General features: G+C 52.5%; 23 protein-coding genes. 7 read left to right on the forward strand and 16 right to left on the reverse strand.

Annotation, left to right across the window (positions count from 1 at the left end; all coding sequences use genetic code 11):
- Positions 1–57 precede the first annotated feature (57 nt).
- Positions 58–777: a TylF/MycF/NovP-related O-methyltransferase gene (locus tag VFT64_00425; protein HEU5046286.1), complete on the forward strand. Its 720-nt coding sequence runs from the start codon at positions 58–60 to the stop codon at positions 775–777.
- A gap of 6 nt (positions 778–783) precedes the next feature.
- Here VFT64_00425 and VFT64_00430 read toward each other — a convergent pair whose 3' ends face one another.
- The gene (locus VFT64_00430) at positions 784–1,359 is read right to left on the reverse strand and encodes a winged helix-turn-helix domain-containing protein (protein HEU5046287.1); all 576 of its coding nucleotides are present in this window, start codon (positions 1,357–1,359) and stop codon (positions 784–786) included.
- 15 nt (positions 1,360–1,374) lie between these two features.
- Between VFT64_00430 and ribA the strand changes: the two genes are divergently transcribed.
- The 5 genes from ribA (at position 1,375) to VFT64_00455 (ending at position 7,575) form a co-directional block, all read left to right on the forward strand.
- Entirely contained in the window at positions 1,375–2,271 is an 897-nt protein-coding gene (ribA, locus tag VFT64_00435) for a GTP cyclohydrolase II (protein ID HEU5046288.1), read from the forward strand.
- Positions 2,264–4,228, forward strand: coding sequence for an APC family permease (locus VFT64_00440; GenBank protein HEU5046289.1), 1,965 nt, complete (start codon positions 2,264–2,266; stop codon positions 4,226–4,228). The genes ribA and VFT64_00440 overlap by 8 nt, the downstream gene beginning before the upstream one ends.
- Positions 4,229–4,243: 15 nt before the next feature.
- A complete protein-coding gene (gene tyrS, locus VFT64_00445) occupies positions 4,244–5,512 on the forward strand; it encodes a tyrosine--tRNA ligase (protein HEU5046290.1) in 1,269 nt (422 codons plus the stop codon).
- Between the two features lie 87 nt (positions 5,513–5,599).
- Complete coding sequence (locus VFT64_00450) at positions 5,600–7,045, forward strand: MFS transporter (protein ID HEU5046291.1); 1,446 nt, start codon at positions 5,600–5,602, stop codon at positions 7,043–7,045.
- A 29-nt stretch (positions 7,046–7,074) separates the two neighbouring features.
- A complete protein-coding gene (locus VFT64_00455) occupies positions 7,075–7,575 on the forward strand; it encodes an SH3 domain-containing protein (protein ID HEU5046292.1) in 501 nt (166 codons plus the stop codon).
- On the opposite strand, the gene VFT64_00460 is transcribed toward VFT64_00455, so the two are convergent.
- From VFT64_00460 to VFT64_00495, 8 genes are all read right to left on the reverse strand, one after another.
- Positions 7,572–8,282, reverse strand: a complete 711-nt coding sequence (locus VFT64_00460; protein HEU5046293.1) for a uroporphyrinogen-III synthase — start codon at positions 8,280–8,282, stop codon at positions 7,572–7,574. The two genes, VFT64_00455 and VFT64_00460, sit on opposite strands and share 4 nt — an antisense overlap.
- Positions 8,283–8,312: 30 nt before the next feature.
- A complete protein-coding gene (gene hemC, locus VFT64_00465; GenBank protein HEU5046294.1) occupies positions 8,313–9,233 on the reverse strand; it encodes a hydroxymethylbilane synthase in 921 nt (306 codons plus the stop codon).
- Positions 9,230–10,354 carry a 2'-deoxycytidine 5'-triphosphate deaminase gene (locus tag VFT64_00470; protein ID HEU5046295.1) on the reverse strand — a complete coding sequence of 375 codons (1,125 nt, stop codon included), beginning with the start codon at positions 10,352–10,354 and terminating at the stop codon, positions 9,230–9,232. The genes hemC and VFT64_00470 overlap by 4 nt, the downstream gene beginning before the upstream one ends.
- A 5-nt stretch (positions 10,355–10,359) precedes the next feature.
- A complete protein-coding gene (locus VFT64_00475; protein HEU5046296.1) occupies positions 10,360–11,043 on the reverse strand; it encodes a phosphatidate cytidylyltransferase in 684 nt (227 codons plus the stop codon).
- On the reverse strand, positions 11,027–11,746 hold the full coding sequence (locus VFT64_00480) for an isoprenyl transferase (protein HEU5046297.1): 720 nt from the start codon (positions 11,744–11,746) through the stop codon (positions 11,027–11,029). Before VFT64_00480 ends, VFT64_00475 begins: the two co-directional genes overlap by 17 nt.
- A 68-nt stretch (positions 11,747–11,814) precedes the next feature.
- Positions 11,815–12,372 carry a ribosome recycling factor gene (gene frr, locus VFT64_00485; protein HEU5046298.1) on the reverse strand — a complete coding sequence of 186 codons (558 nt, stop codon included), beginning with the start codon at positions 12,370–12,372 and terminating at the stop codon, positions 11,815–11,817.
- 78 nt (positions 12,373–12,450) lie between these two features.
- Complete coding sequence (gene pyrH, locus VFT64_00490) at positions 12,451–13,173, reverse strand: UMP kinase (GenBank protein ID HEU5046299.1); 723 nt, start codon at positions 13,171–13,173, stop codon at positions 12,451–12,453.
- Between the two features lie 7 nt (positions 13,174–13,180).
- Positions 13,181–14,140 (reverse strand): DUF2333 family protein, encoded by a 960-nt coding sequence (locus tag VFT64_00495; protein ID HEU5046300.1) that lies wholly within the window; start codon positions 14,138–14,140, stop codon positions 13,181–13,183.
- A gap of 133 nt (positions 14,141–14,273) precedes the next feature.
- Here VFT64_00495 and VFT64_00500 point away from each other — a divergent pair, with 133 nt between their 5' ends.
- A complete protein-coding gene (locus VFT64_00500) occupies positions 14,274–15,086 on the forward strand; it encodes an endo alpha-1,4 polygalactosaminidase (GenBank protein HEU5046301.1) in 813 nt (270 codons plus the stop codon).
- Here VFT64_00500 and VFT64_00505 read toward each other — a convergent pair.
- From VFT64_00505 to VFT64_00535, 7 genes are all read right to left on the reverse strand, one after another.
- Positions 15,083–15,538 (reverse strand): GNAT family N-acetyltransferase, encoded by a 456-nt coding sequence (locus VFT64_00505; protein HEU5046302.1) that lies wholly within the window; start codon positions 15,536–15,538, stop codon positions 15,083–15,085. The genes VFT64_00500 and VFT64_00505 overlap by 4 nt on opposite strands.
- Positions 15,539–15,542: 4 nt before the next feature.
- Positions 15,543–16,673: an ABC transporter permease gene (locus tag VFT64_00510; GenBank protein HEU5046303.1), complete on the reverse strand. Its 1,131-nt coding sequence runs from the start codon at positions 16,671–16,673 to the stop codon at positions 15,543–15,545.
- A complete protein-coding gene (locus VFT64_00515) occupies positions 16,670–17,584 on the reverse strand; it encodes an ABC transporter ATP-binding protein (protein ID HEU5046304.1) in 915 nt (304 codons plus the stop codon). The genes VFT64_00510 and VFT64_00515 overlap by 4 nt, the downstream gene beginning before the upstream one ends.
- Positions 17,581–18,570: an HlyD family efflux transporter periplasmic adaptor subunit gene (locus VFT64_00520; GenBank protein ID HEU5046305.1), complete on the reverse strand. Its 990-nt coding sequence runs from the start codon at positions 18,568–18,570 to the stop codon at positions 17,581–17,583. Before VFT64_00520 ends, VFT64_00515 begins: the two co-directional genes overlap by 4 nt.
- A gap of 43 nt (positions 18,571–18,613) precedes the next feature.
- Complete coding sequence (locus VFT64_00525) at positions 18,614–19,864, reverse strand: D-amino acid dehydrogenase (GenBank protein HEU5046306.1); 1,251 nt, start codon at positions 19,862–19,864, stop codon at positions 18,614–18,616.
- Between the two features lie 119 nt (positions 19,865–19,983).
- Entirely contained in the window at positions 19,984–20,328 is a 345-nt protein-coding gene (locus VFT64_00530) for an iron-sulfur cluster assembly accessory protein (GenBank protein HEU5046307.1), read from the reverse strand.
- Positions 20,329–20,363: 35 nt separating this feature from the next.
- Positions 20,364–21,896, reverse strand: a complete 1,533-nt coding sequence (locus VFT64_00535; GenBank protein HEU5046308.1) for a 2-isopropylmalate synthase — start codon at positions 21,894–21,896, stop codon at positions 20,364–20,366.
- Between the last annotated feature and the right edge of the window lie 100 nt (positions 21,897–21,996).

The following is a 21,996-nucleotide window of genomic DNA, read 5'->3' on the forward strand; positions in this document are numbered from 1 at the left end:
TCCATTCGAAACAGAATCTTCATTCGGAGTTTAAAAATGGATCCATACGCAGTCTTAATGGAACAGAAAGAAGAGCTTTCTTCCAATGTGAAGGCGAGGATAGATTCGATATCCAGATCCGGCCATCTGCAGGATGCTTATAACAGGATTATCAACGGCTTGCTTTATGCTTATTCCATGGGGGTGGCTGGGGACATAGCAGAATTTGGAACATGGACCGGCCGCTCTTCTATGGTGATTGCCGAAACGGTAGCGCTGCTGAATAAAAAACTGGGCGGGCATTTAGGAACGGGTAAGCGCAGGGTTTTTTATTTCGACAGTTTTCAGGGATTGCCTGAAATCACTGCCGAGGAAGATTTCAAATCTGCCCATGTCGAGCATGGAGTATGGAAAAAGGGCAGAATGACCTTTTTGGGCGCTGAAGGACTCAGGAAAGCCGTGAATAGCTACATTGACGAAAGCGACTTTGAAATCGTGCCCGGATTCTTTAAGGATACGCTTTCCAATGTTGCTGGAAAAGTAAAGTTCGGATTCATCCATTGTGATGTCGATCTCTACTCTTCCACCATAGATGCCTTAGCCCCGTTATTTGAACATAAGGCCATCAATCCGGGATGTATTATCCTGTTCGATGACTGGAACTGCAGCAAAGCAGACCCATCTGCAGGCCAAAGGAAAGCCTGGAGCGACCTTTGCAAGCAATTCAATATCCAGTTTAGTGATGAAGGAGCTTATAGCTATCACGGAAGAGCCGTGATTGTGCATGAGTATGAATAGACCTGCTTATTTCAGCCGGTAGCCTTCTTCTTCGGAAAAGCTGATATCGAGTGACTGGCTGATCTGCCGAAGTTTAGTCCGCAGGCGGTAAATATGGGTCTCCAGCGTGTGTGTGTTAATACTTTCGCCATATCCCCAGATCTGTTTCAGCAGCATATCTCGCGAAAGTTTTTGCGGCTCTGGTGAAATAAGATATTGTAAAAGCTCTGTTTCTTTGTCGGTGAGCAGGATGCGTCCGCTATTATCCGGCGTGCGCAACGTCCTTTCCGCCATGTTAAACAGGCAGTCCGGCGCAAGCGCGATTTCTTCCTTCGCCTGTGCGGTTTTGCTTTTAAGCTTTTGACGAATGGTGTATATAGCCTCATTAAGGCGTACAGGCCGTATGAGTTTGATAATATTGCCGTTGGTTATATCAGGGTGAAAATTCGTTTCGTTATCAATAATAATCAGGTCGTAGCTACCGTTCTGAATCAAGGCGGCAGCTTCCTGCGCGGCTGCCGGGGTCAGGGAGAATTCGCCGAGTTCGCTGGCCAAAGTTTCTGCAAGGGCAGGTTCGTTGCTTATGACTAAGATTGCTTCCATAGACACATCATACAAATGAATAAACAGACGTCACATATTATTTTGCACGTGGAACGCGCGGCGAACGATCTGAGGCGCGACCAACCGATCATCCTTGTCAGGGAAGGCGGTGCGCGGTTTCTGGTATCGGCCGGGGAGTATGCGCCGCCGGAGGCTGATTGCGTGCAGGATAGTGCGCATCCGGCCGTTAAGTTGATGAAGATCGGCGGACTCTTGCCTAAAGCAGTGCTGCAAGCCGTGCCGCAAGAGCAAGGGGATTTTCTTTCTGTAACGGAAGCGGAAATCCAGGATTATCCGGCGCAGCTTGCGGCATCGCTTGAAAAAGTCAGCGAAGCAAATGTGCCTCTGGAAGATGCGGAGCAGGCGCGGATCGTTGCATTCAGGCCGCGCTTCGGGCACCAGGAACATCTGGCAATTATTATCGGCGAACCGCAAAAGGATGAAGCCGCTTATGTGAGACTACACTCTTCCTGCATCACTGGCGATGTGCTTGGAAGCCTGCGCTGTGATTGCGGCGATCAGCTGCGTCAGGCGCTTGCGATTATTGGCGAGCGTAAAAGCGGAGCGGTGCTCTATCTGAATCAGGAAGGCCGCGGCATCAGTATTGCCAATAAACTGCGCGCTTACCAGCTGCAGGATGAAGGCATGGATACAGTAGAGGCGAACGAGGCATTAGGCTTTTTGGCCGATGAGCGCGATTTTGCCGTGGCGGCTGAGATGCTAAAACAACTGGATATTACCAAAGTGGTACTGCTGACGAATAACCCCGGTAAGATGAAAGCGCTTGCCGCACAGGGTATAGAAGTGGTAAGACGCGAACCGGTGGTCACGGAAGCCAATGCGCATAACCGCAAATATCTGGATACTAAGGCTTCAAAGATGGGGCATCACTTGAAGGATAAACATGGATAGCATTAACAAGCTAAAACATTTGCTCCTTGGGCCGCCGCGTGACCCGTTCAGCAAACACACGCATCACAGCATTGCGCTCATCGCGTTTCTGGCATGGATCGGGCTTGGAGCGGACGGGCTTTCCTCTTCCTGTTACGGTCCGGAAGAAGCGTTCCTGGCATTGGGAGAACATACGTCGCTGGGTATTTACCTCGCCATGGCGACAGCACTCACCGTATTCATTATTTCGCTGGCTTATACGCAGGTGATCGAGCTGTTTCCTAACGGCGGCGGCGGTTATCGTGTGGCCAGTTCGCTCGTGGGGGCGCATGCAGGGCTGGTCTCCGGCGCAGCGTTGATCGTGGACTATATCTTGACGATTGCCATTTCGGTGGCCAGTGGTGTCGATGCGCTTTTCAGCCTTCTGCCGGAGCATATGCTGCATATCAAGCTGACGGTGGAATGCCTGATGATAGTGCTGCTGGTGCTGTTGAATCTACGCGGCGTTAAAGAGTCGATTAAAGTGCTCATGCCGATTTTCCTGGGCTTTGTGATCACGCACGCCTTCCTGATTATCTACGGTATCTCCATGCATGCGGTAGGCCTGCCCACGTTGGTTCCCGCAGCAATCCATGAAAGCCAGAGCATGGCGCAGGCTATGGGCGCGGTGTTCGTGGCGTCTCTGTTTCTCAAAGCATTCTCGCTCGGCGGCGGTACTTATACCGGTCTGGAAGCGGTCTCTAACTATGTAAACACGCTCGCGGAACCGCGTCTGAAAACCGGCAAGATGACGATGTTATTCATCGCTCTCTCACTGGCATTTACCGCAGGCGGTATCATTATTCTCTATCTGTTATGGGGCGCGAAGCCGGAAGTCGGCCAGACACTGAACGCGGTTGCATTCCGCAGCATCATGCAGGGCTGGCATATCGGGGATAAAAATATTGCACCGGGGCTGCTGATCATTGTGCTTTCGCTGGAAGCGGGGCTACTGCTCGTGGCGGCTAACACCGGGTTCCTGGCGGGGCCTGCCGTGCTTGCAAACATGGCGGTGGATAAGTGGATGCCGCATTTCTTCAGCTCACTCTCCAGCCGTTTGGTTACCAAGAACGGTATTATCCTGATGGGCGGATCGTCGCTGCTCGTGCTGCTGCTGACCGACGGCGATGTGAGCGTACTGGTGGTACTTTACAGTATCAACGTGTTCCTGACATTCTCGCTCTCGTTGCTGGGCCTTTGCAAACACTGGATTAAGAATCGCAAAGAGCAGAAGAGATGGATTGGCAAATTCATCAGCTCGTTCACCGGCCTCATCGTGTGCGGCGGCATTCTGATTGTGACGACGGTCGAAAAATTCTTTGCCGGTGGCTGGCTCACCTTGCTGATCACGAGCGGTGTAATCGGGCTCGGTCTCCTGATTCGCAAATCCTATGATCGGGTAGGGCAGAAGCTTGCGCTGGCGGATGAACTGTTTGCCGATATGGGGCAGAAAGCAGTAAGCTCTCCGCCGCCGCTTGATCCCACACAGCAGACCGCCGTGTTTATCGTCAATGATTGCTTAGGAAGCGGGATGCATGCTCTGCTGTGGGTATTGCGCCTGTTTCCTGGCATCTACAAGAACTTCGTATTCGTGAGCGTGGGGGAAGTCGACTCGGGCAATCTGGCGGAGAGCGATCACTGGCGCAAACGTCAGGCAGACTTCAAAGAGACGCTGCAGCATTATGTCAATTACTGTCATTCACGCGGCCATGCAGCCACGTACTATATGGCGTTCGGAACGGACGTGGTGCAAAAGCTTTCCGAACTCACCGAAAAGATTATTGAGGATTTCCCGAAAGTGGTTTTCTTCTCGAGCAAGCTGATCTTTGACGATGATAATTTCTTCACGCAGTTTCTTTACAACCAAAATGCTTACATCATGCAGCGTCGCCTGCATAACCTCGGAAATAATATGATCATCCTGCCTATGCGGGTGTAGCGGAAAGTGAAGTCTATGTCGGCCAAATCAGAATTCATTAACATCATCAAAGAGCGCGGCTTCCTGCATCAATGCACGGATACGGATACGCTTGACGCGCTGCTGGCTAAAGAGAAAGCCACAGCCTATATCGGATTTGACTGCACGGCTCCGAGCCTTCACGTGGGCAGTCTGATGCAGATCATGATCCTGCGTTGGCTCCAGAAATGCGGCCATCGTCCACTCGTGCTGATGGGCGGCGGAACAACCAAGATCGGTGATCCTTCCGGCAAGGATGAAGCGCGTAAAATGCTGACCGAAGCCGATATCAACGCGAATATGGCGGGGATTAAAACCGTTTTCAAAAATTTCATCCGCTTCGAAGAGGATGGCGGCAATGCGCTTATGCTCAATAACGATGATTGGCTGAAAGATCTGAATTATATTTCGTTCCTGCGGGACTACGGACGGCATTTCTCCGTCAACCGCATGATGAGTATGGATAGCGTGAAGCTCCGCCTAGAGCGCGAGCAGAATCTGAGCTTCCTTGAATTCAATTACATGATCCTGCAGGCATATGACTTTGTAGAGCTTAACAAGCGCTATGCATGCCGCCTGCAGATTGGCGGAAGCGACCAGTGGGGCAATATTGTCAATGGCGTGGAATTGCACCGTAGGCTGGACGCCAGCGCACAGGAAAATGTGCACCAGCATCTGTTCGGCCTAACCACTCCGCTTATCACGACTTCATCAGGCGCTAAAATGGGTAAAACGGCGAGCGGCGCGGTCTGGCTGAATGCCGATATGCTGTCCCCATTTGATTACTGGCAGTTCTGGCGCAATACCGAAGATGCCGATGTGGGACGGTTCCTGTGCTTCTTCACGGAGCTGCCAATGGACGAAATAGCGCGGCTGGAAGCACTGGAAGGCGCAGAAATCAATGAAGCGAAGAAGGTTCTGGCAAACGAAGCCACTAAGCTTTGCCACGGTGAAGAGGCTGCCCGGATAGCGGCTGAAACTGCACGTAAAACGTTTGAAGAAGGCGGGGCAGGAGATAACCTGAAAACTTTTCTCGTTGAAGAATCAGAACTAAAAGCCGGTATACCCGCCTATGAGTTGTTTTTCGTCTCTGGGTTGAAGCCAAGCAAGGGGGAAGCCAGAAAATTAGTGGAAGGCGGCGGCGCCCGTGTGAACGACGAAAAGCTCTCTGATCCTAGAGTCCTGATAAATATGGAACATCTGAAAGACGGCCGGATCAAGCTGAGTTCAGGCAAGAAGCAGCATCTGTTAATAAAGGTTAAATAAGCAATTGCATTCACGGTTGCATTGTTGTAGACCCAATAATCCAGATTTTTCTGTGTGTTTCGGAAGCTGTAATTTGTAAGGTCTGCTATGCGTCGTGTCGTAGCTGCGGGTATGATTGGTAACGGCTTGGAGTGGTATGACTTTGCCCTCTACGGTTACTTTGCCCCGGTTATCGGCAAACTCTTCTTTCCGGGTCAGGATGTTTTGCTCCAGATGATAGCGACCTTTGGCGTGTTTGCCGCAGGCTTTGTCATGCGTCCGCTGGGCGCAGTGTTTTTCGGCTATCTGGGCGATAAATTCGGACGTAAGTTTTCCCTGACTGTTTCCATGTTCATGATGGCATTTCCTACAGCGGCCATCGGCATGTTGCCTACCTACGAGCATATAGGTATATGGGCACCGTTGCTTCTGACCTTCATCCGCCTGTTACAGGGGCTTTCCCTCGCAGGGCAGTTCAGCGGCTCGATCACCTTCGTGGTGGAACATGCGCCGATTGAGCGTCGCGGTATTGTTGGAAGCACTACCGTCATGAGCCTGTGCGCGGGTATGCTGCTGGGGTCGCTGACCGCAACAATCTGCTCCTCCGCATTAAGCAAAACCGCATTTGAAACCTGGGGATGGCGCATCCCGTTCCTGCTGGGGCTGGGGATTGCCATTGTCGGTCTTTATATCCGCCATGGCACAGAAGAAAGCCCGCATTACGAACATGCGAAGAAAACGGGAAAACTCTCAAAAGCTCCCGTTGCTCATACGTTTCAGGGCCATGTAGTCGAATTGCTGCGCGGTATCGGGGTGTATTTCTCGGTCACGGTGCCGTTCTATACGCTGACGGTATTTTCCAACTCCTATATGATTCTGGACAAGGCCCATGGAGGGCTGGGGCTTGCAGAAAGCAAGGCTTACCTCATTAACACAGGCTGTATGGTACTGATGTTGTGCATGGTGCCCTTTACGGCGCACCTGACGGATATATGGGGCCGCAAGCGCGTGCTGATGTGGGTTGCCACGGCTTATTTCCTGCTCGCGATTCCTATCTTTTTTGTTTTGAATGAAGGCAGTGCTGTAAATGCCTTGATGGCTAACATGACGCTGACACTGATTGTCGGATTCTATATCGGTGCGGTTCCGGCGTTCCTGGTCGAACTGTTCCCGACGAATGTGCGTTACACAGGGATGTCGATTGCTTATAACATAGCCGCTGTGCTTGGCGGTATGACACCGATGATTGAAACCTGGCTGGTTCGCGAAACCAGAGTGAAGACGGATATCGTGCTGGGACTTTATGTCGCATTATGTATCGGTGTTGCGTTCGCGGCATATCGTCTTGGCAGGCGCATTAGTCTGGCAGGTATAAGCCTCTTCCTGAAGTTGGTGTCCGCACTTGCAGTCATTGCGATCCTGATCGGCCCGTGGGCTATTATCAAGGAAGAAATGAATACGATAGCCGTCGCTGTTTATATTATGTTGTGTTCAGTAGTTTCCTTTATCGCATTTATCGGTTATCATGACGGCTATAAGGAAAAGCTGTCATAATAAATACGCAGGATGTTAGGTAGCGGACGATGATATCCTCTCGCAAGCTGGTATGGTATGGTGCGGTATGGGCTATGACAGCCCTGGGGGCGACGTTGCCTGCCATCGCCTCAGAAGATGCACCGCTTCCCGTTCCCCGTTTTGCTTCGCTTAAATCGGATGAAGTGAATATGCGCGTCGGTCCCGGTGTGCGCTATAACATCAACTGGGTCTACAGGCATGAAGGGCTTCCGGTGGAGATCACCCGGGAATTCGGTGAGTGGCGTAAAATACGCGATGCGGATGGCACATCCGGCTGGGTGCATAAGCAGATGCTGCAGGGTAAACGCACCATGATTATCACGCAGAAAATCGGGATATTGAGAAAGTCTCCGGATATGGCGGGCGTGCCGGTGCTTAAGGCCGAGCATAATGTGACGGGGAAATTACTTTCCTGCGAAAGCGACTGGTGCAAGGTACAGATATCGGACCGCAAGGGATGGATCCGCAAAGGCGATATATGGGGCGCCTTCAAGGACGAAAAATTCTAAGTTTTATGGCTGAAATACCGGTCGAAAAGCGTTACCTCACACCAAGGCAGAAGCTTTGACGCTTTTTCAGCAATAGCTTCGCTCAGGCAGAGCGCGGCAATATTGTTATGAGCCTCTGCAACTTCTCCAGCCATGGCAAGCTTGGCATAAGTGCTGACGGTATTTTGTGAAAAGAACATCACGGCGTCCACCTGCTGCAGTTGAATCGCTTTGCGTAGCGTGGGTGAGAAGCGGCGCATTTTCTGCGTATAATAAAGAATGACGGAATCTATATCAAAGCCGTCATTCACAAGCGGCGTCACAAGGTCGGTGCTGATTTCCCTGCCGCGTATATAAAGCAATGAGCCGTTATCCGGCGTATAATTGCTTTTGATATAATGCAGCAGATCGATGGCGGTTCCGCTGGCGAAGCTGACATTATAAAACCCTGCTTTCAGCGCTTCTTCCGCAGTGACTTTACCCACGGTGACAACGGGTACGGAACGGTTTTCATGCATGGCAGCGAATGCGGTGATCGCATGTTTGCTCGTGGCGATAATGACCTGCGGTTTGCGCTCCAGCGCGTGGGTGAGGGAAGCGGCGTGGTCCCACAGGCGACGGATGGAGAACATCGGCTCAATGAGGCATGGAAATCCCTGCTTTTCAAGCGTACGTGCCAGTGCTTTCGCATCTGCTTTCGGGCGCGTGATAACCAGCGATCTGCTCATACGTCCCTCCCTAGAAGATTTTGCGCGCAATCAGGAATGCGCAAGACATTCCCTGCCGCCATTTGCAAGCAGTTCATGCGCAATTTCCTGGCCAATACTGACAGCATCTTTGGCAGCCCCGCTGCGGCTTGCTGCAACATATTTTACGCCTGCCGTGTCGGCGACCATGGCATCAATGCGTACAACATCATCCATGAACCTCGCATAGCCTGCAATCGGGGTGCGGCAGGAGCCATCCAGCGTCGCAAGCATGCTGCGTTCTGTAATACCCGCAATATAAGTCGGGTAGTGGTTGACAGCCTGCAGCATGTCTAGCATGACGGTATTATCCTGCCTGCATTCGATGGCGATAATGCCTTGCCCTACGGCAGGGATAAAGACATTCGGGGCGAATACTTCCGTCGCGCGGTTTTCTACGTTCAGCCGCTTGAGTCCCGCCATCGCAAGCATGGTGGCATCCACGCCGCCTGCTTCAAGCTTGGCAAGCCTTGTGGCAACATTGCCGCGGAACGGCACAATAGTAACGTCCGGCCGTATAATCTTAATCTGTGCAGCGCGGCGAAGCGACGAAGTACCAACTTTCGCGCCGGCAGGAAGGGCGGCAAGTGTTTTTGCCTGCGGTGCGATCAACGCATCCCTTGGGTCTTCACGTTCGATCATCGCAGCAATAATCAGCCCATCTGGCAACACGGTTTCCATGTCTTTGAGCGAGTGCACGGCAATATCGAGACTGCCGTCGATCAATCCTTCTTCCAGTTCCTTCGTAAATAATCCTTTGCCGCCGATCTCGGAAAGGGAGAGATTGGTGTTCGCATCGCCCGTTGTGCTCATGGGAACGAGTTCAGCCGTTATATTCGGAAATGCGGCAAGCAGGTGCTGGCGGACGATCTCCGCCTGGACAATGGCAAGCGGGCTCCGGCGGGTGGCTATGCGTATATTAGATTGTGTCATCGAAACTGTTTTGCGAGCTTGAGGCTCTGTCCCTGGTAATGTGAATTAAGATTTTGTCCGTAAAGATTATCCGGTCGCTCGGTCATACGCTCGTAGCGCAGCCAGCCGACAGTCTGTCCGTGTTCAAGCAGGAACGGTACTTCATGCGAACGTACTTCCAGCACGGCGCGGCTGCTGCCTGCCTTGCCGGTGGCGGCGTCCCAGCCGAATCCGGGATCGACAAATCCGGCATAATGCACGCGGAATTCTCCGGCTCTCGTATCATAAGCCACCATTTCTGCCGCATAATCTGGCGGAGCAGCAACGGCTTCTTTCGTCATGAGAATATAAAATTCATCAGGGTCCAGCACGAGCGAAGAGCTTTTGCGTGCATGAATAGGCTCCCAGTAATCCAGCGGATCGTAGCCGCGATTTTCAAGGTCGATTCGACCGGCATGCTTGCGCGCGCGGTAACCAATTAATGCACCTTCGCCGCCACTGCCCGCCAGATCCACCGTAAAGCGCAATAACCCCGCTTCTTCCGGCGCTATCCGCATATGCGCACGCCCATTCACAACCTGTTCATCTTCAATAAGTGTCTGCCATTCGGCAGATTCCAGCGAAGCATTGCCGCGGCGGAAGCGTAACTGATTCAGACGCGTGCCGGTTTTAACCACAATGCTGAAGCTGCGCGGGGCGATCTCAATATAGAGTTGGCCTTTATAGCCTTCTGGCAACTGGTCGAACACGGTGCTGCCATCCGCAATCAGACGCGTCAGGATGTCGAGACGGCCTGTGGAACTCTTAGGATTGGCAAATGCAGCCACATCTTCGGGTAGTGCAAGTGATTCCTGCAGTGGAATCATGTATATACGGCCTTTTTCAAGCACGGCGCCTTCAGTCAGATCGATTCGGAACTTCTCGTAGCTCTCATCGATATTACGCATTTTATCCGCAACCGTCACACCTGCGCCGGGCAGAAAACTTGTGCTTACCGGATAGGCATAATGACCTAGGCGAAGATCAATGCTGGCAGGCTGTACCTGGCCTTCGGCAACAGGCGAGGAGGAAACAATCTCGCCGCGCTCAATCATTTTGTGAATTTCCTGACAGGGAAGAATACCGGTTTTCTTAGGATGCATTACGGTTATTCCCTTAAGGCTATGCCAATAATCAGTGCAAGCAATGGTGCGGCAAACATATAACCGTCCAGACGGTCAAGCACGCCGCCATGACCGGGAATCAAACTGCCGGAATCTTTGACACCCGCGCGGCGTTTTACCCAGGATTTGAACAGATCGCCGCATTGCGCGATAATGGCAATGACCGGGCTGACCAGCAATGCAGCGACATAGGACTGCGAGACATTCAGGTAAGGTGCAAACAGCAGCCCCGTAAGCGTAGCTGCTGCGATGCCGCCAGCAAGACCTTCCCAGGTTTTATTCGGGCTGATGGTGGGAGCAAGCTTCGTGTGGCCGAGCTTCTTGCCCGTGAAATAGGCCCCTGTATCGGTGGCCGTAATCACGGCGCTTAAGGCGAGCACAATCTTAAATCCGAGCAATGCGTCACTCGCAGTGGTAATTGTGCGCAGCCACAGAATACATGCGCAGGGCAGGATGATATAAGGATAGCCGAAAACACGGAATGCGTTGATCTGGTCGGCCACAAGCGCGTCCCACTCCTTCATCATGATAATGGCTGCAGCAATCACAAGGCAGGAAAAGGCCACGCCGCCCATCCAGATACATAAAAGAGCAATAACACCCATCGCAAGGCCGGAAAACACACGCGCGCGCAGGTCGTTCCATTTGAAGCTAGCTTGAGGTGCCATAACGCCTCTCGCGGTTGGAATATTCGACTAAAGCATCCTGAAGATGCTGGCGGGTGAAATCCGGCCATAATACGTCGGTGAAATAAAACTCCGTATAGGCAGATTGCCACAGCAGGAAGTTGCTGATGCGCTGCTCGCCGGACGTGCGAATGAGAATATCCGGGTCGGGGATGGCTTGGGTGTAAAGGAGCGAAGAAATCGTATCCTCATCGATAGCATCGGCCTGAAGCTTACCCTCTGCTGCCCGTCTGGCGATTTCGCGCGCCGCATGGACGATCTCCTGCCGTGAACCGTAGCTCAGCGCGACCACCAGCGTAAAGGTGGTGTTCTGCGCCGTCATTGCCTCTGCAGCATCGATCTGTTCAAGAATATCCTGCGAAAGCCTGCTGCGGTCGCCAATAATTTTTAGCCGGATACCGTTCTTGTGAAGCGTGGCGATTTCGCGCTTGAGATAGGCACGCAAAAGATCCATCAGATCGGTGACTTCAAGGACCGGGCGTTTCCAGTTTTCGGACGAGAAAGCGTAGATCGTCAGATATTCCACGCCGAAATCACGGCAGGCGGTTAGCACCTCGCGTACCACTTCCGCGCCTTTCTTATGGCCCATGATGCGGGGAAGCCCACGTGACTTCGCCCAGCGACCGTTGCCGTCCATGATGATGGCGACGTGCTTGGGAATATTGGCGGGGAGGGAAGATGGCATGTGTTACGTAAGCTTTATTGAACGGACGGGTATCCGGCCGGATACCCGCGCGATGTGACTGCCATTTATCAGGACGGCATTATTTCCTTTTCTTTCACGGCCAGCGTATCATCAATCTTCTTGATGAATTCATCCGTGAGCTTCTGGATTTCGTCGGACTTCTGGTGTAGTTCGTCCTTGGAAATGTCGCTGTCCTTCTCCAGTTTCTTGTAATATTCCATACCGTCGCGGCGGATATTGCGCACGGAAACTTTGGAGCTCTCGGCATATTTGCCGGCAATCTTGATAAGTTCCACGCGGCGTTCCTGCGAAAGTTCAGGAATCGGCACGCGCACGGTCTGGCCGTCGGCAGCCGGATTCAGGCCGAGATTTGCATTCGCGATAGCTTTCTCAACGGCTTTCATCATACCTTTATCCCACACCTGCACGCTCAGCAGGCGCGCTTCCGGCACGTTCACGTTGGCCACCTGATTCAGCGGCATCATGCTGCCATAAGCTTCCACCATGACGGTGTCCAGCAGGTTAACGGAGGCGCGGCCCGTGCGTAGGCCCGCAAATTCATGCGCCAGCGTTTTCATCGCGCCTTCCATGCGCTTCCTAAGACCGGATATATCGTTATCACTCATAATGTTATTCTCCTATAAACAGATTCGTCGTTAGACTCGCCGGGTAGCATATACAAAACCGGTAATAACGACAAGTAGCTATTTTATAATGGTAAATTTACCTTCGCCGCAAGCGACGCGCAGGAATTCCCCGGCCTTATGGATGGAAAACACCACGATGGGAATGGAGTTTTCGCGGGCCAGCGAGATAGCGGAAGCGTCCATAACCTTTAGGTCGTTCTTCAGCACTTTGCTATAGCTCAGCGTATCGTAACGCTCAGCGTCCTTGTTCTTTTTCGGATCGTCGGAGTAAACGCCGTCTACCTGCGTGCCCTTGAAAATAGCGTCACAGCCCATTTCTGCCGCACGCAGTGCCGCTGTGGTATCGGTCGTGAAGAACGGGTTGCCGGTGCCAGCAGCGAAAATCACCACGCGGCCATGCTCCATATGGCGGATCGCGCGGCGGCGGATATAGGGCTCGCAGATTTCCATCATCTGGATAGCAGAAAGCACGCGTGTTTCCACGCCCATCTTCTCCAGTTCGTTCTGCAGAGCAAGCGCGTTGAGTACGGTGGCAAGCATGCCCATATAATCGGCACTTGCGCGTTCCATGCCGTGTTCCGCACCGGACATGCCGCGGTAAATATTACCGCCGCCCACCACAAGGCAGACTTCCGTGCCAACTTCGGTGACGGATTTCACCTCCGCGCAGATGCGGTGGATGATCTCCTGATCATGGCCGTAACTGCCGCGCCCCATGAGAGCTTCACCGGAGATTTTCAGCAGGATTTTTTTGTATATCGGTTTTTTGGTTTCTTTCATAAGCTCATCACTTTAATAAAATATTGCTCAGCTCTTTTAATTGCGTCCGTGCGCGCAGCAGGAAAAACCCCTGAACGGCCAGATGGTTGGGAATAAACTCGCTGGAAGGGTCGGCATTGAACACCATGAAATGGCTGATCCCGGCGCCTACGCGCAAGTTTTCCAACGTACGGTCCCAGGCATTCTGCAATTGTTTCTCTGCAATCAATCCTGCGAAGTCGTGTTGCAACTCACGCAGCAGCAGATAGTCAACATACATACGGCCTTTGACTGAATAAAAGATATCTGCGGCCTGCGTGTCAATCATATTATGCGACTGCTGCGTAATGTGACTATCAATAACAGCGGAGGAGGAGCCAAGATCGGTCGCGATACGCTCCAGTGCTTCCATCAGATTATCGGCGCGGCGGTCAAAAACGGCCTGACCCTTGGCAAGACGCTCATTATAGCTGCCCAGCAGGCGCAAAGCACCGATATATTGGTCTTCCGAAGGAGTCGTGGGGAGCAGGGAGGTAGAAAGGTCGAACACCCAGACATTAGGCGAGTATTTAAGCAGGCCCGCAGCTTTTTCAAGGTCCGGGTCAATCTGGCTGGAGCCGCGCTGGCGAGCGATCTGGTCGGAAAGTTCAACAGCAAAACGCGCCAGTGAAGCCATCATCCCGCGCTGGAAGGCAGGCATACGGATGAGCATATGGCTCGGATAGAAAAAGGGAGCATTGGGCGTCCAGTGATGCTGGACCACTTCCCGGTCGATCAATGCTTCCATCAGGGCCACCGAATGGCTTCCGCCCTCTATGTCGAAACGCTTATCGGCAGTATAATCCGTGCGGTCGTCAATATGATTCACCCACAGCATGCCTATCGGATAATAAAGCAGCAGGAAAATAAGCAGGGCGCTCCCGGCATAAATCAGGATATAGCGTGGCCAACTCAGTATGGTTTTGAATATCCTGGTAATAGGTTCCATAAATGGTACGGATAGGGCAAATGATTGTCTTGGCAAACGGTTTATACCCTTGTCGGGCGGTTGTAAAGTAATGTGTGGCGCATTCCGGGGCGCTGGGGTATATATCGGGAAAAGCGTTAACATTGGTGGGCTTATGGCGGAGAAATATGCAATTGCGGCACTGTCCGCACTGGTTCTGGCGGCGCTGCCGTCTCTTGGTTTTGCAGACGAACAGGAATGGTACCGCCCACAGGCAGCCGCCAAATGGCAGATCCAGCTGGATGGAAAGGTAAACCCTTCTTATCCTGTTGAAATTTACGATATTGACCTGTTCGATGCTTCCGATGAGCTGATCCATAAACTTCACGATTCTGGCAAGCGTGTGGTGTGTTATTTCTCAGCCGGCTCATCAGAAAAATGGCGGGAAGACTTCAGCCGTTTCCGTCCCTCGGATATGGGCAAGCCGCTCAAAGGCTGGGCAGGGGAGAAATGGCTCGATGTGCGCTCGCAGAACGTGCGTGAGATTATGGAAAGCAGAATGGACCTTGCCGTGCAAAAAGGGTGCGACGGGATCGATCCGGATAACGTAGACGGTTACACAAATAAACCGGGCTTGCCCTTCACGGCAGAAGACCAGCTCAATTATAACCGCTTTCTTGCGCAGCAGGGGCATAAGCGCCACCTGGCGGTCGGCCTGAAGAACGATATGGGGCAAGCGGAAGCGCTGGCGGATGATTTTGATTTTTCCGTAAACGAGCAATGCTTCGAATATGACGAGTGCGACAAATTGGAACCGTTTATCGAGCGTAATAAACCGGTGCTGAATATCGAATATAAATCGCCCTATGTGAAAGATGTAAAAGAGCGCCGCAAGCTCTGCAAACAATCAAGGAATATGAAGTTCAGCACGCTTATACTGCCGCTCAAACTGAACGACAAATTCCGCTATAGCTGCCTTGAGGACTAGAGAACAATCTCCATCTCGATGCGATGCATTCCGGGACCCCAGCCGTTTTCGATAATTGTTTTCTGGGCGGCTCCGAAACGCGTGAAAAAAGATGCTGAATGCTGGCTGGCGGAGATGTGAATAAGCTTTACATGAGGATGGCGCTTGGCATTGGCAATTGCAGTGTGCATCATAACCGTACCGATGCCCGCTTTATGGGAGTTGCGGGCCGCCATGATCCAGTTAATACGTGCGGAATGCCCGTCAGAGTAGACATGCAGGCCGAACGCAGCGCCAATTTTTCCGCGATGTTCATAAACCCTGTATTCATGCCCCTGAACATAGAGATACTGGGCAAATTCCCGTCGTTCATTCGGTGCGAAATAGTCCGGGCAGTTCTGGTCGAATAATGCAAGGCATGCTTCGTTATCGAAAGGCTGAAACGGACGAAAATCGGAAACATTACGCATCATAATATTAATCGAGTGTTTCACGGTAGAAATGAACAGCCAGCGCGATAGCAAGCAAAGTAAACAGCGCGATCGGCCATAGTTCTGGCAACACGTCCGCAGCGCTGTTACCTTTCAACAGCAACCCGCGTACAATGCGTACAGCATGCGTGGTAGGGAGCATCTCACCGATATATTGCGCCCAGACCGGCATTCCCTGAAACGGAAACATGAAGCCCGAGAGCATGATAAACGGCATGAGGGCGAACTGCGACATCTGCGTTGCCTGCATCTGGTTGGCGGACATGGTGGAGAACATGATGCCGAGCGCAAGATTGCTCGCCACGAAGAGCCCGAGCGCAATCAGCAGCAATAACAAAGAGCCTTTCACCGGCAGGCCGAAAAGCACGGCAGAAATAATCAGTATCAGCAACACCTGAAGATAGCCTATGCCGATATAAGGGATAATCTTGGCAAGCATCACCTCGATCGGCTTAACGGGCATAGCCAGCAAGTTTTCCATCGTGCCGCGTTCATGCTCACGCGTAATGGCAAGGGTGGTCAGCAGCAAAGTGGACATGACCAATACAATACAGATGAGCCCCGGCACGGTATTCAGCACCGTGATCTGATCCGGGTTATAACGTGCATGCACAATGAATTTGAAGGGCGGTGTACCTGGCCGGAACTGGCGCGCAGGAGGAAGATCACGATTAAGCACGGTGCCGAGCCCTTGAAGCGCACTCGTGGCGTTGCCAATGGCGCTGGGGTCGGTACCGTCAGCGTCAATCAGGACGGAAGGAACCTCGCCGCGATCCACCGCGCGATCGAAACCCGGAGGGATATTAATGATGAACAGCATCTTGCCTTCCGCCAGCATTTTGTCCGCTTCCGTTTCCGAACGCATGATCTTGATATCGTAATAGCCGGTGTTGCGCAGTGCTGAGACGATGGTGCGTTCATATTGGGAATGCTCAGTGAGCAGCAACCCCGTAGGCAGATGCTTCGGATTTGTGTTGATCGCATACCCGAACAAAAGCAACTGCATGATCGGCATGGCGATAATGAAACGCAGCGTCATCGGGTCACGCTTCGTCTGCTTCCATTCTTTGCGTAGTAAGGCGATGAGCCGTCTGAATGAAAAAGGGTTTTTGCTCATGACGGCTCCTTCACTCGCAGAAGGTGAATGAACACATCCTCCAGCTGCGGAGCGACTTCGCGCCATTTCATGTTGTGATCAGCAACGTTTTGCATGGCCGCCTTTAGCTTTTCACGGTCCTGTCCGGCAATATGCACTTCATGGCCGAAAACGGCAGCGGCTTCTACTCCTGACATTTGTCGTAACTGACGTGCAATGCTTTCAACATCATTCCCGGTGCCCGTATAGGTGATGATGTTGGATTGCGAGACGACCTCTTCGGCGCTGCCCTGAATAATGATACGACCATTGGAAAGATAGACGATACGTTTGCAGCGCTCAGCTTCATCCATGTAATGCGTGGAAACGAGCACCGTGAGACCGTCATCGGCCATATCGTGAATCAGATCCCAGAACTCGCGGCGTGCCTTGACATCCACACCCGCAGTGGGCTCGTCTAGCAGCAGGAGCTTGGGCTTATGCAGCACGCAGGCAGCGAGGGCAAGCCGCTGTTTCCATCCACCGGAGAGCTGTCCTGCAAGCTGGTCGGCTCGGTCTGCGAGCCCCATGTGTTCCATGATATCCTGTACTGCTTTGTCGGCATGCGGCATTTCGTAAATGCTGGCGACCAGTTCCAGATTTTCATAAACCGTCAGGTCTTCGTAAAAGCTGAAACGTTGCGTCATATAGCCGACTTGGCGGCGGATCTCATGCGCGTCTTTTATGATATCGGCTCCGAGGCAGGTGCCGCTTCCGCCGTCAGGTGTAAGCAGGCCGCATAGCATGCGGATGGTCGTAGTTTTGCCGCTGCCATTGGCACCGAGAAACCCGCAAATCTCGCCTTTCTCAACCTGCAGGCTCAGATCTTCAACCACCTTGCGGTCGCCGAAGCTTTTATGCAGCCCCCGCACATCTATGACATTGCCGTTCATGGCTTGTCTGGCTGCGGCAAAAGGCTCACCATGATCGGCTGGCCGGGGTTAAGCCGTGCAGCTTCCGGGGCTGTCGGTCTGGCCTCGATCATATAGACAAGCTTAGCATTATTGGATTCGCTGTAAATAAGCGGCGGTGTATATTCGGCCTGTGGGGAGATAAAAGAAACGGTTGCTGTAAGATTGTTTGGGCAATTGTCACATGCCAGCTGCACACGGTCGCCATGATGAATGCGCGATAACGCTTTCTCCGGTACGAAGAAACGCACAAAGATATTTGCCGGCGGAAGCAGAGATACGACAGGCGTGCCTTCGGCAACGGTTTCTCCGGCACGTGCGAGCACATCCGTAACATTGCCACTCACAGGCGAAACGACATGCCGCTGGTCAAAACGCCACTGAGTAACCGCCATTGCGGCATGTGCTGCTTCGGCAGCAGCATTCTGCACTTTGATTTCATTCTCCCTGCCGATAGCGCTTTGCATCTGCTCAAGCGCAGCCGAAAGACTTTGCACACGAGCTTCAGCCGATTTCATATCGGCCCGCTGCTGCTCGACAAGCTGCACGGAAACCGCATGTGTTTTTACAAGTCTTTCATTACGGCGCAGATCGTTCCTGATCTTATCGCGTGCGGCCTGCGCGTCGGCAAGATTTGCTTTGGCCTGGCTGATCTCCGTGGGTTTTGCGGGCGAGCGCAGATTGGCAAGCGATGCTTCCGCCTGGGCAAGCTGCTGCTTTGCCTGCCGAAGGGCTGCAGCGTCCGCAATATCATCCTGATCGAACAAGGGCGCACCGGTAGTCACGCTATCGCCGCGATTAACGGCAATGCGCGTTAACTGACCTGATTGCGTAGGGGAAACTTTGATAAAATCAGCCTCGGCATAGCCCTGCCATTGCATCTCGCTGTTCTCATGCGAGCGAAAGAGCCACCAGCCCGCTAAGCACAGGCCGATAACCGACAATGTAATAATAACCGTGCGATTCATGATGTACCGCATCTATAATGAGTAAAATCCCGTCGGAGAAGGTCTACCAGTAACGGTCTACGCCCATCCCTTCAAGGCTGATTTCGGTCTCGCGATTCTCGATGATGTCGGCAATCAGGGCAGCGCTGCCTGCGGCCTGAGTCCAGCCGAGCGTACCGTGGCCGGTATTCATATAGAGATTGGAGTATTTGGTCTTGCCGATGATCGGCGGGCCGTCCGGCGTGGAGGGACGCAGGCAGGCCCACTGGCTTTCGGGCGCGCCATATTCGCATTTGGGCAGCAGGCTGCGCACAGCATTGACAATCGGTGCGATGCGTTCTGCGCGGATCGTGGTGTTATGGCCAGCAAACTCGGCTGTCCCGGCGATGCGTAAGCGATTACCAAGACGGCTGTACACAATCTTGTTTTCCGTGTCGGTCAGGCTTACTGTGGGAGTATAGTGATTGACCGGGAAGGTGATGCTATAACCTTTCATCGGATAGATAGGGACTTTGATGCCGATGGGTTTCAGGTAAAGCGAGCTGTAGGAGCCGAGCGATACGATATAGGCGTCTGCAGTGATATCGCCTTTATCCGTGGTAACGGAAGTAATTTTGCCGCCTGACTGATTGATGGATTTAAGCGTAGTGTTGTAGTGAAACACCGTTTTATGTTCTTTCTCGCACAGTTTCGCAAGTTCCTGCGTGAAAGTGAACACATCGCCGCTTTCGTCCAGCGGCTGGAAGATACCGCCTAGAATCGGCCTTCCCGCATGCTCAAGTGCGGGTTCGATCTGCAGGCACTTCTTGTGGCTGGCGATTTCAGAAGGACATCCGAATTTATCCTGGAACTTCGCCTGCTTCACAGCACCTTCAAAATCTTTTTCCTGCGTGAACACATGCAGGATGCCTTCGCGGATATTGTCGAACTTAATGCCGGTGAATGAGCGCAGCCATTCCATCTTCTTTTTGCTGTAAAGCCCGAGTCTCAGAATATTGACGCTGTTTGCATTGGCGCGCGGTTCGCTGCAGTTAAAAAGAAAACGCAGGCCCCAATCGAGCATATCCAGATCGGCGCGGGGACGCAGCACGAGCGGCGCGTCATCTTTGAACATCCATTTGGCGATTTTTGCAAAAACGGCCGGATTTGCCCAAGGTTCGGCGTGGCTGAAACTGAGCTGACCGCCATTGGCGAAGCTGGTTTCCATACTGCTGGCGCCGTTGCGTTCGATGACTTCCACCTCGTGACCACGCGAGCCGAGAAAATAAGCTGCGCTCACGCCGATAACACCTGCGCCGAGTATAACAATCTTCATGTAATCCAAAGCCTGCTTGTGAATAACTTGCACAGGATGCTAACGCAAGTAATGCACTAAAACAACTTGAAATTTCCACGCGCGGCAAAACCGTCAGGCAGGTTGTAAAGCAGCGTGTTTTACACAGCAAAACTGTTGCCGCAACCGCATTTAGCGGTGGCATTCGGATTGCGGATTTCAAATTCCGAACTGCCGAGCGTTTCGATGTAATCCAGCGTCGAGCCGTTTATAAACCCGATGGAAAGATCATCTATAATGACCTGAGCGCCATTCTTTTCGATGACAATATCCGTCTGGCCGATAGGTTTGCCGTCAAAGTCGAATTTATACTGGAAACCCGAACAGCCACCGCCCTGCACGGAAATCCTGAAATGCGTGCCTTCAGGTTCCTTGCTCATAATGGCAGCGATGCGCGCGGCGGCGGCATCCGTGACGGTAAATGACTCTGTTGCTTGTGTTTGCATGCCGCAATTATACCTTTTGCTAGGAAAAAGGTCAATCAGCTTGCGATATCTTCGACATCCTTACGGGCGGAACGCAGACGGCAAAGTGCATCCACATACGCTTTGGCTGAAGCGACCAGTGTATCTGTATCCGAGCCATGCCCGTTGATCACGCGTGTGCCGTCCATAAGCCTTACGGTTACTTCGGCTTGCGCGTCCGTACCTTGGGTAACGCCATGCACCTGATAGAGCTTGAGAGTTGCCTGATGCGGAACCAGAGCTTTGATCGCTTTAAAGATCGCATCCACTGAACCTACACCTTCGGTGGTGATATGTCGGCTTTGACCGTCAATAAGCAGTGTCAGCTCTGCGGTCTGCTTGCCGGTCGTGCCGCAGGCAATCTTTAGTGCGCTAAGCTGAATAGGATCATTCTTTGTGGCAGTCCGCGCATCGACAAGGGCCATGAGATCCTCGTCGTAAATCTCTTTTTTCTTATCGGCCAGGTTCTTGAAATTGGAGAACGCTTCTTCGAATGCATTGTCGCCGAGTTCGATGCCGAGCTCTTTAAGTTTATCGCGGAAAGCGTGCCTGCCCGAATGTTTGCCCATGACGAGATTGGAGCGGGTAAGGCCTACCGATTCCGGCGTCATAATTTCATAAGTACCGGCGTGCTTGAGCATACCGTCCTGGTGGATGCCGGATTCATGCGCAAAAGCATTCGCGCCGACAATGGCCTTGTTGTTCTGCACCTGCTGGCCCGTCACTGCCGTTACAAGGCGGGAAAGGCGCATGATATGGTTGGTTTTGATGCCCGTAGTAAAGTTATAGAGATCCTTGCGCGTATGCAGGGTCATGACGACTTCTTCAAGCGAAGTATTGCCTGCGCGCTCGCCGATACCGTTGATCGTACATTCGATCTGTCGCGCGCCTGCACGCACGGCGGCAAGCGAGTTGGCGGTCGCAAGCCCTAAATCGTTCTGGCAGTGGGTGGAAATGATTGCCTTGTCGATATTGGGAACGCGGTTCTTGATCTGTGTGATCAGTTCGTAATATTCGTCCGGTACGGTATAGCCAACCGTATCCGGCACGTTAACGGTGGTAGCACCAGCTTTGATGGCGGTCTCGAAAGCTTTGCAAAGATAATCGATTCCGGTACGGGTAGCATCCATCGCCGACCATTCCACATTATCCGTATATTTTCGCGCAAGCTTCACCGTGGAAGCGATCAACTCCAGCACTTCCGCCTCACTCATGCGGAATTGATACTGCAGATGGATGGGGCTGGTGGACATGAAAGTATGAATACGCGGCTGCTTTGCCGGTTTCAAAGCTTCGGCGGCACGTTCGATGTCGGCGGGCTTGGCACGGGCCAGTGAGCAGACAACGGCATTCTTCGTGCGCTTGGCAATCTCGTGCACCGCCTCGAAGTCGCCATTGGAAGCCATGGCGAATCCCGCTTCGATAATATCGACACCCATAGCGTCCAGAGCATCGGCAACCAGAAGTTTCTCATCAAGATTCATAGAGTTACCAGGAGATTGCTCGCCGTCGCGCAAGGTTGTGTCGAATATTATGATCTTATCCTGCATATGCTCTTTCATTCCGGGTTATTAGGGCTAGCCCACTGGATAATAATGTTTCTTGCGGAAAATGTAACAAAAACTTCATATCTTTTTTATTTTGCCGAGG

Source organism: Rickettsiales bacterium (assembly GCA_035765535.1).
Lineage (GTDB): Bacteria > Pseudomonadota > Alphaproteobacteria > Rickettsiales > JABCZZ01 > JABCZZ01.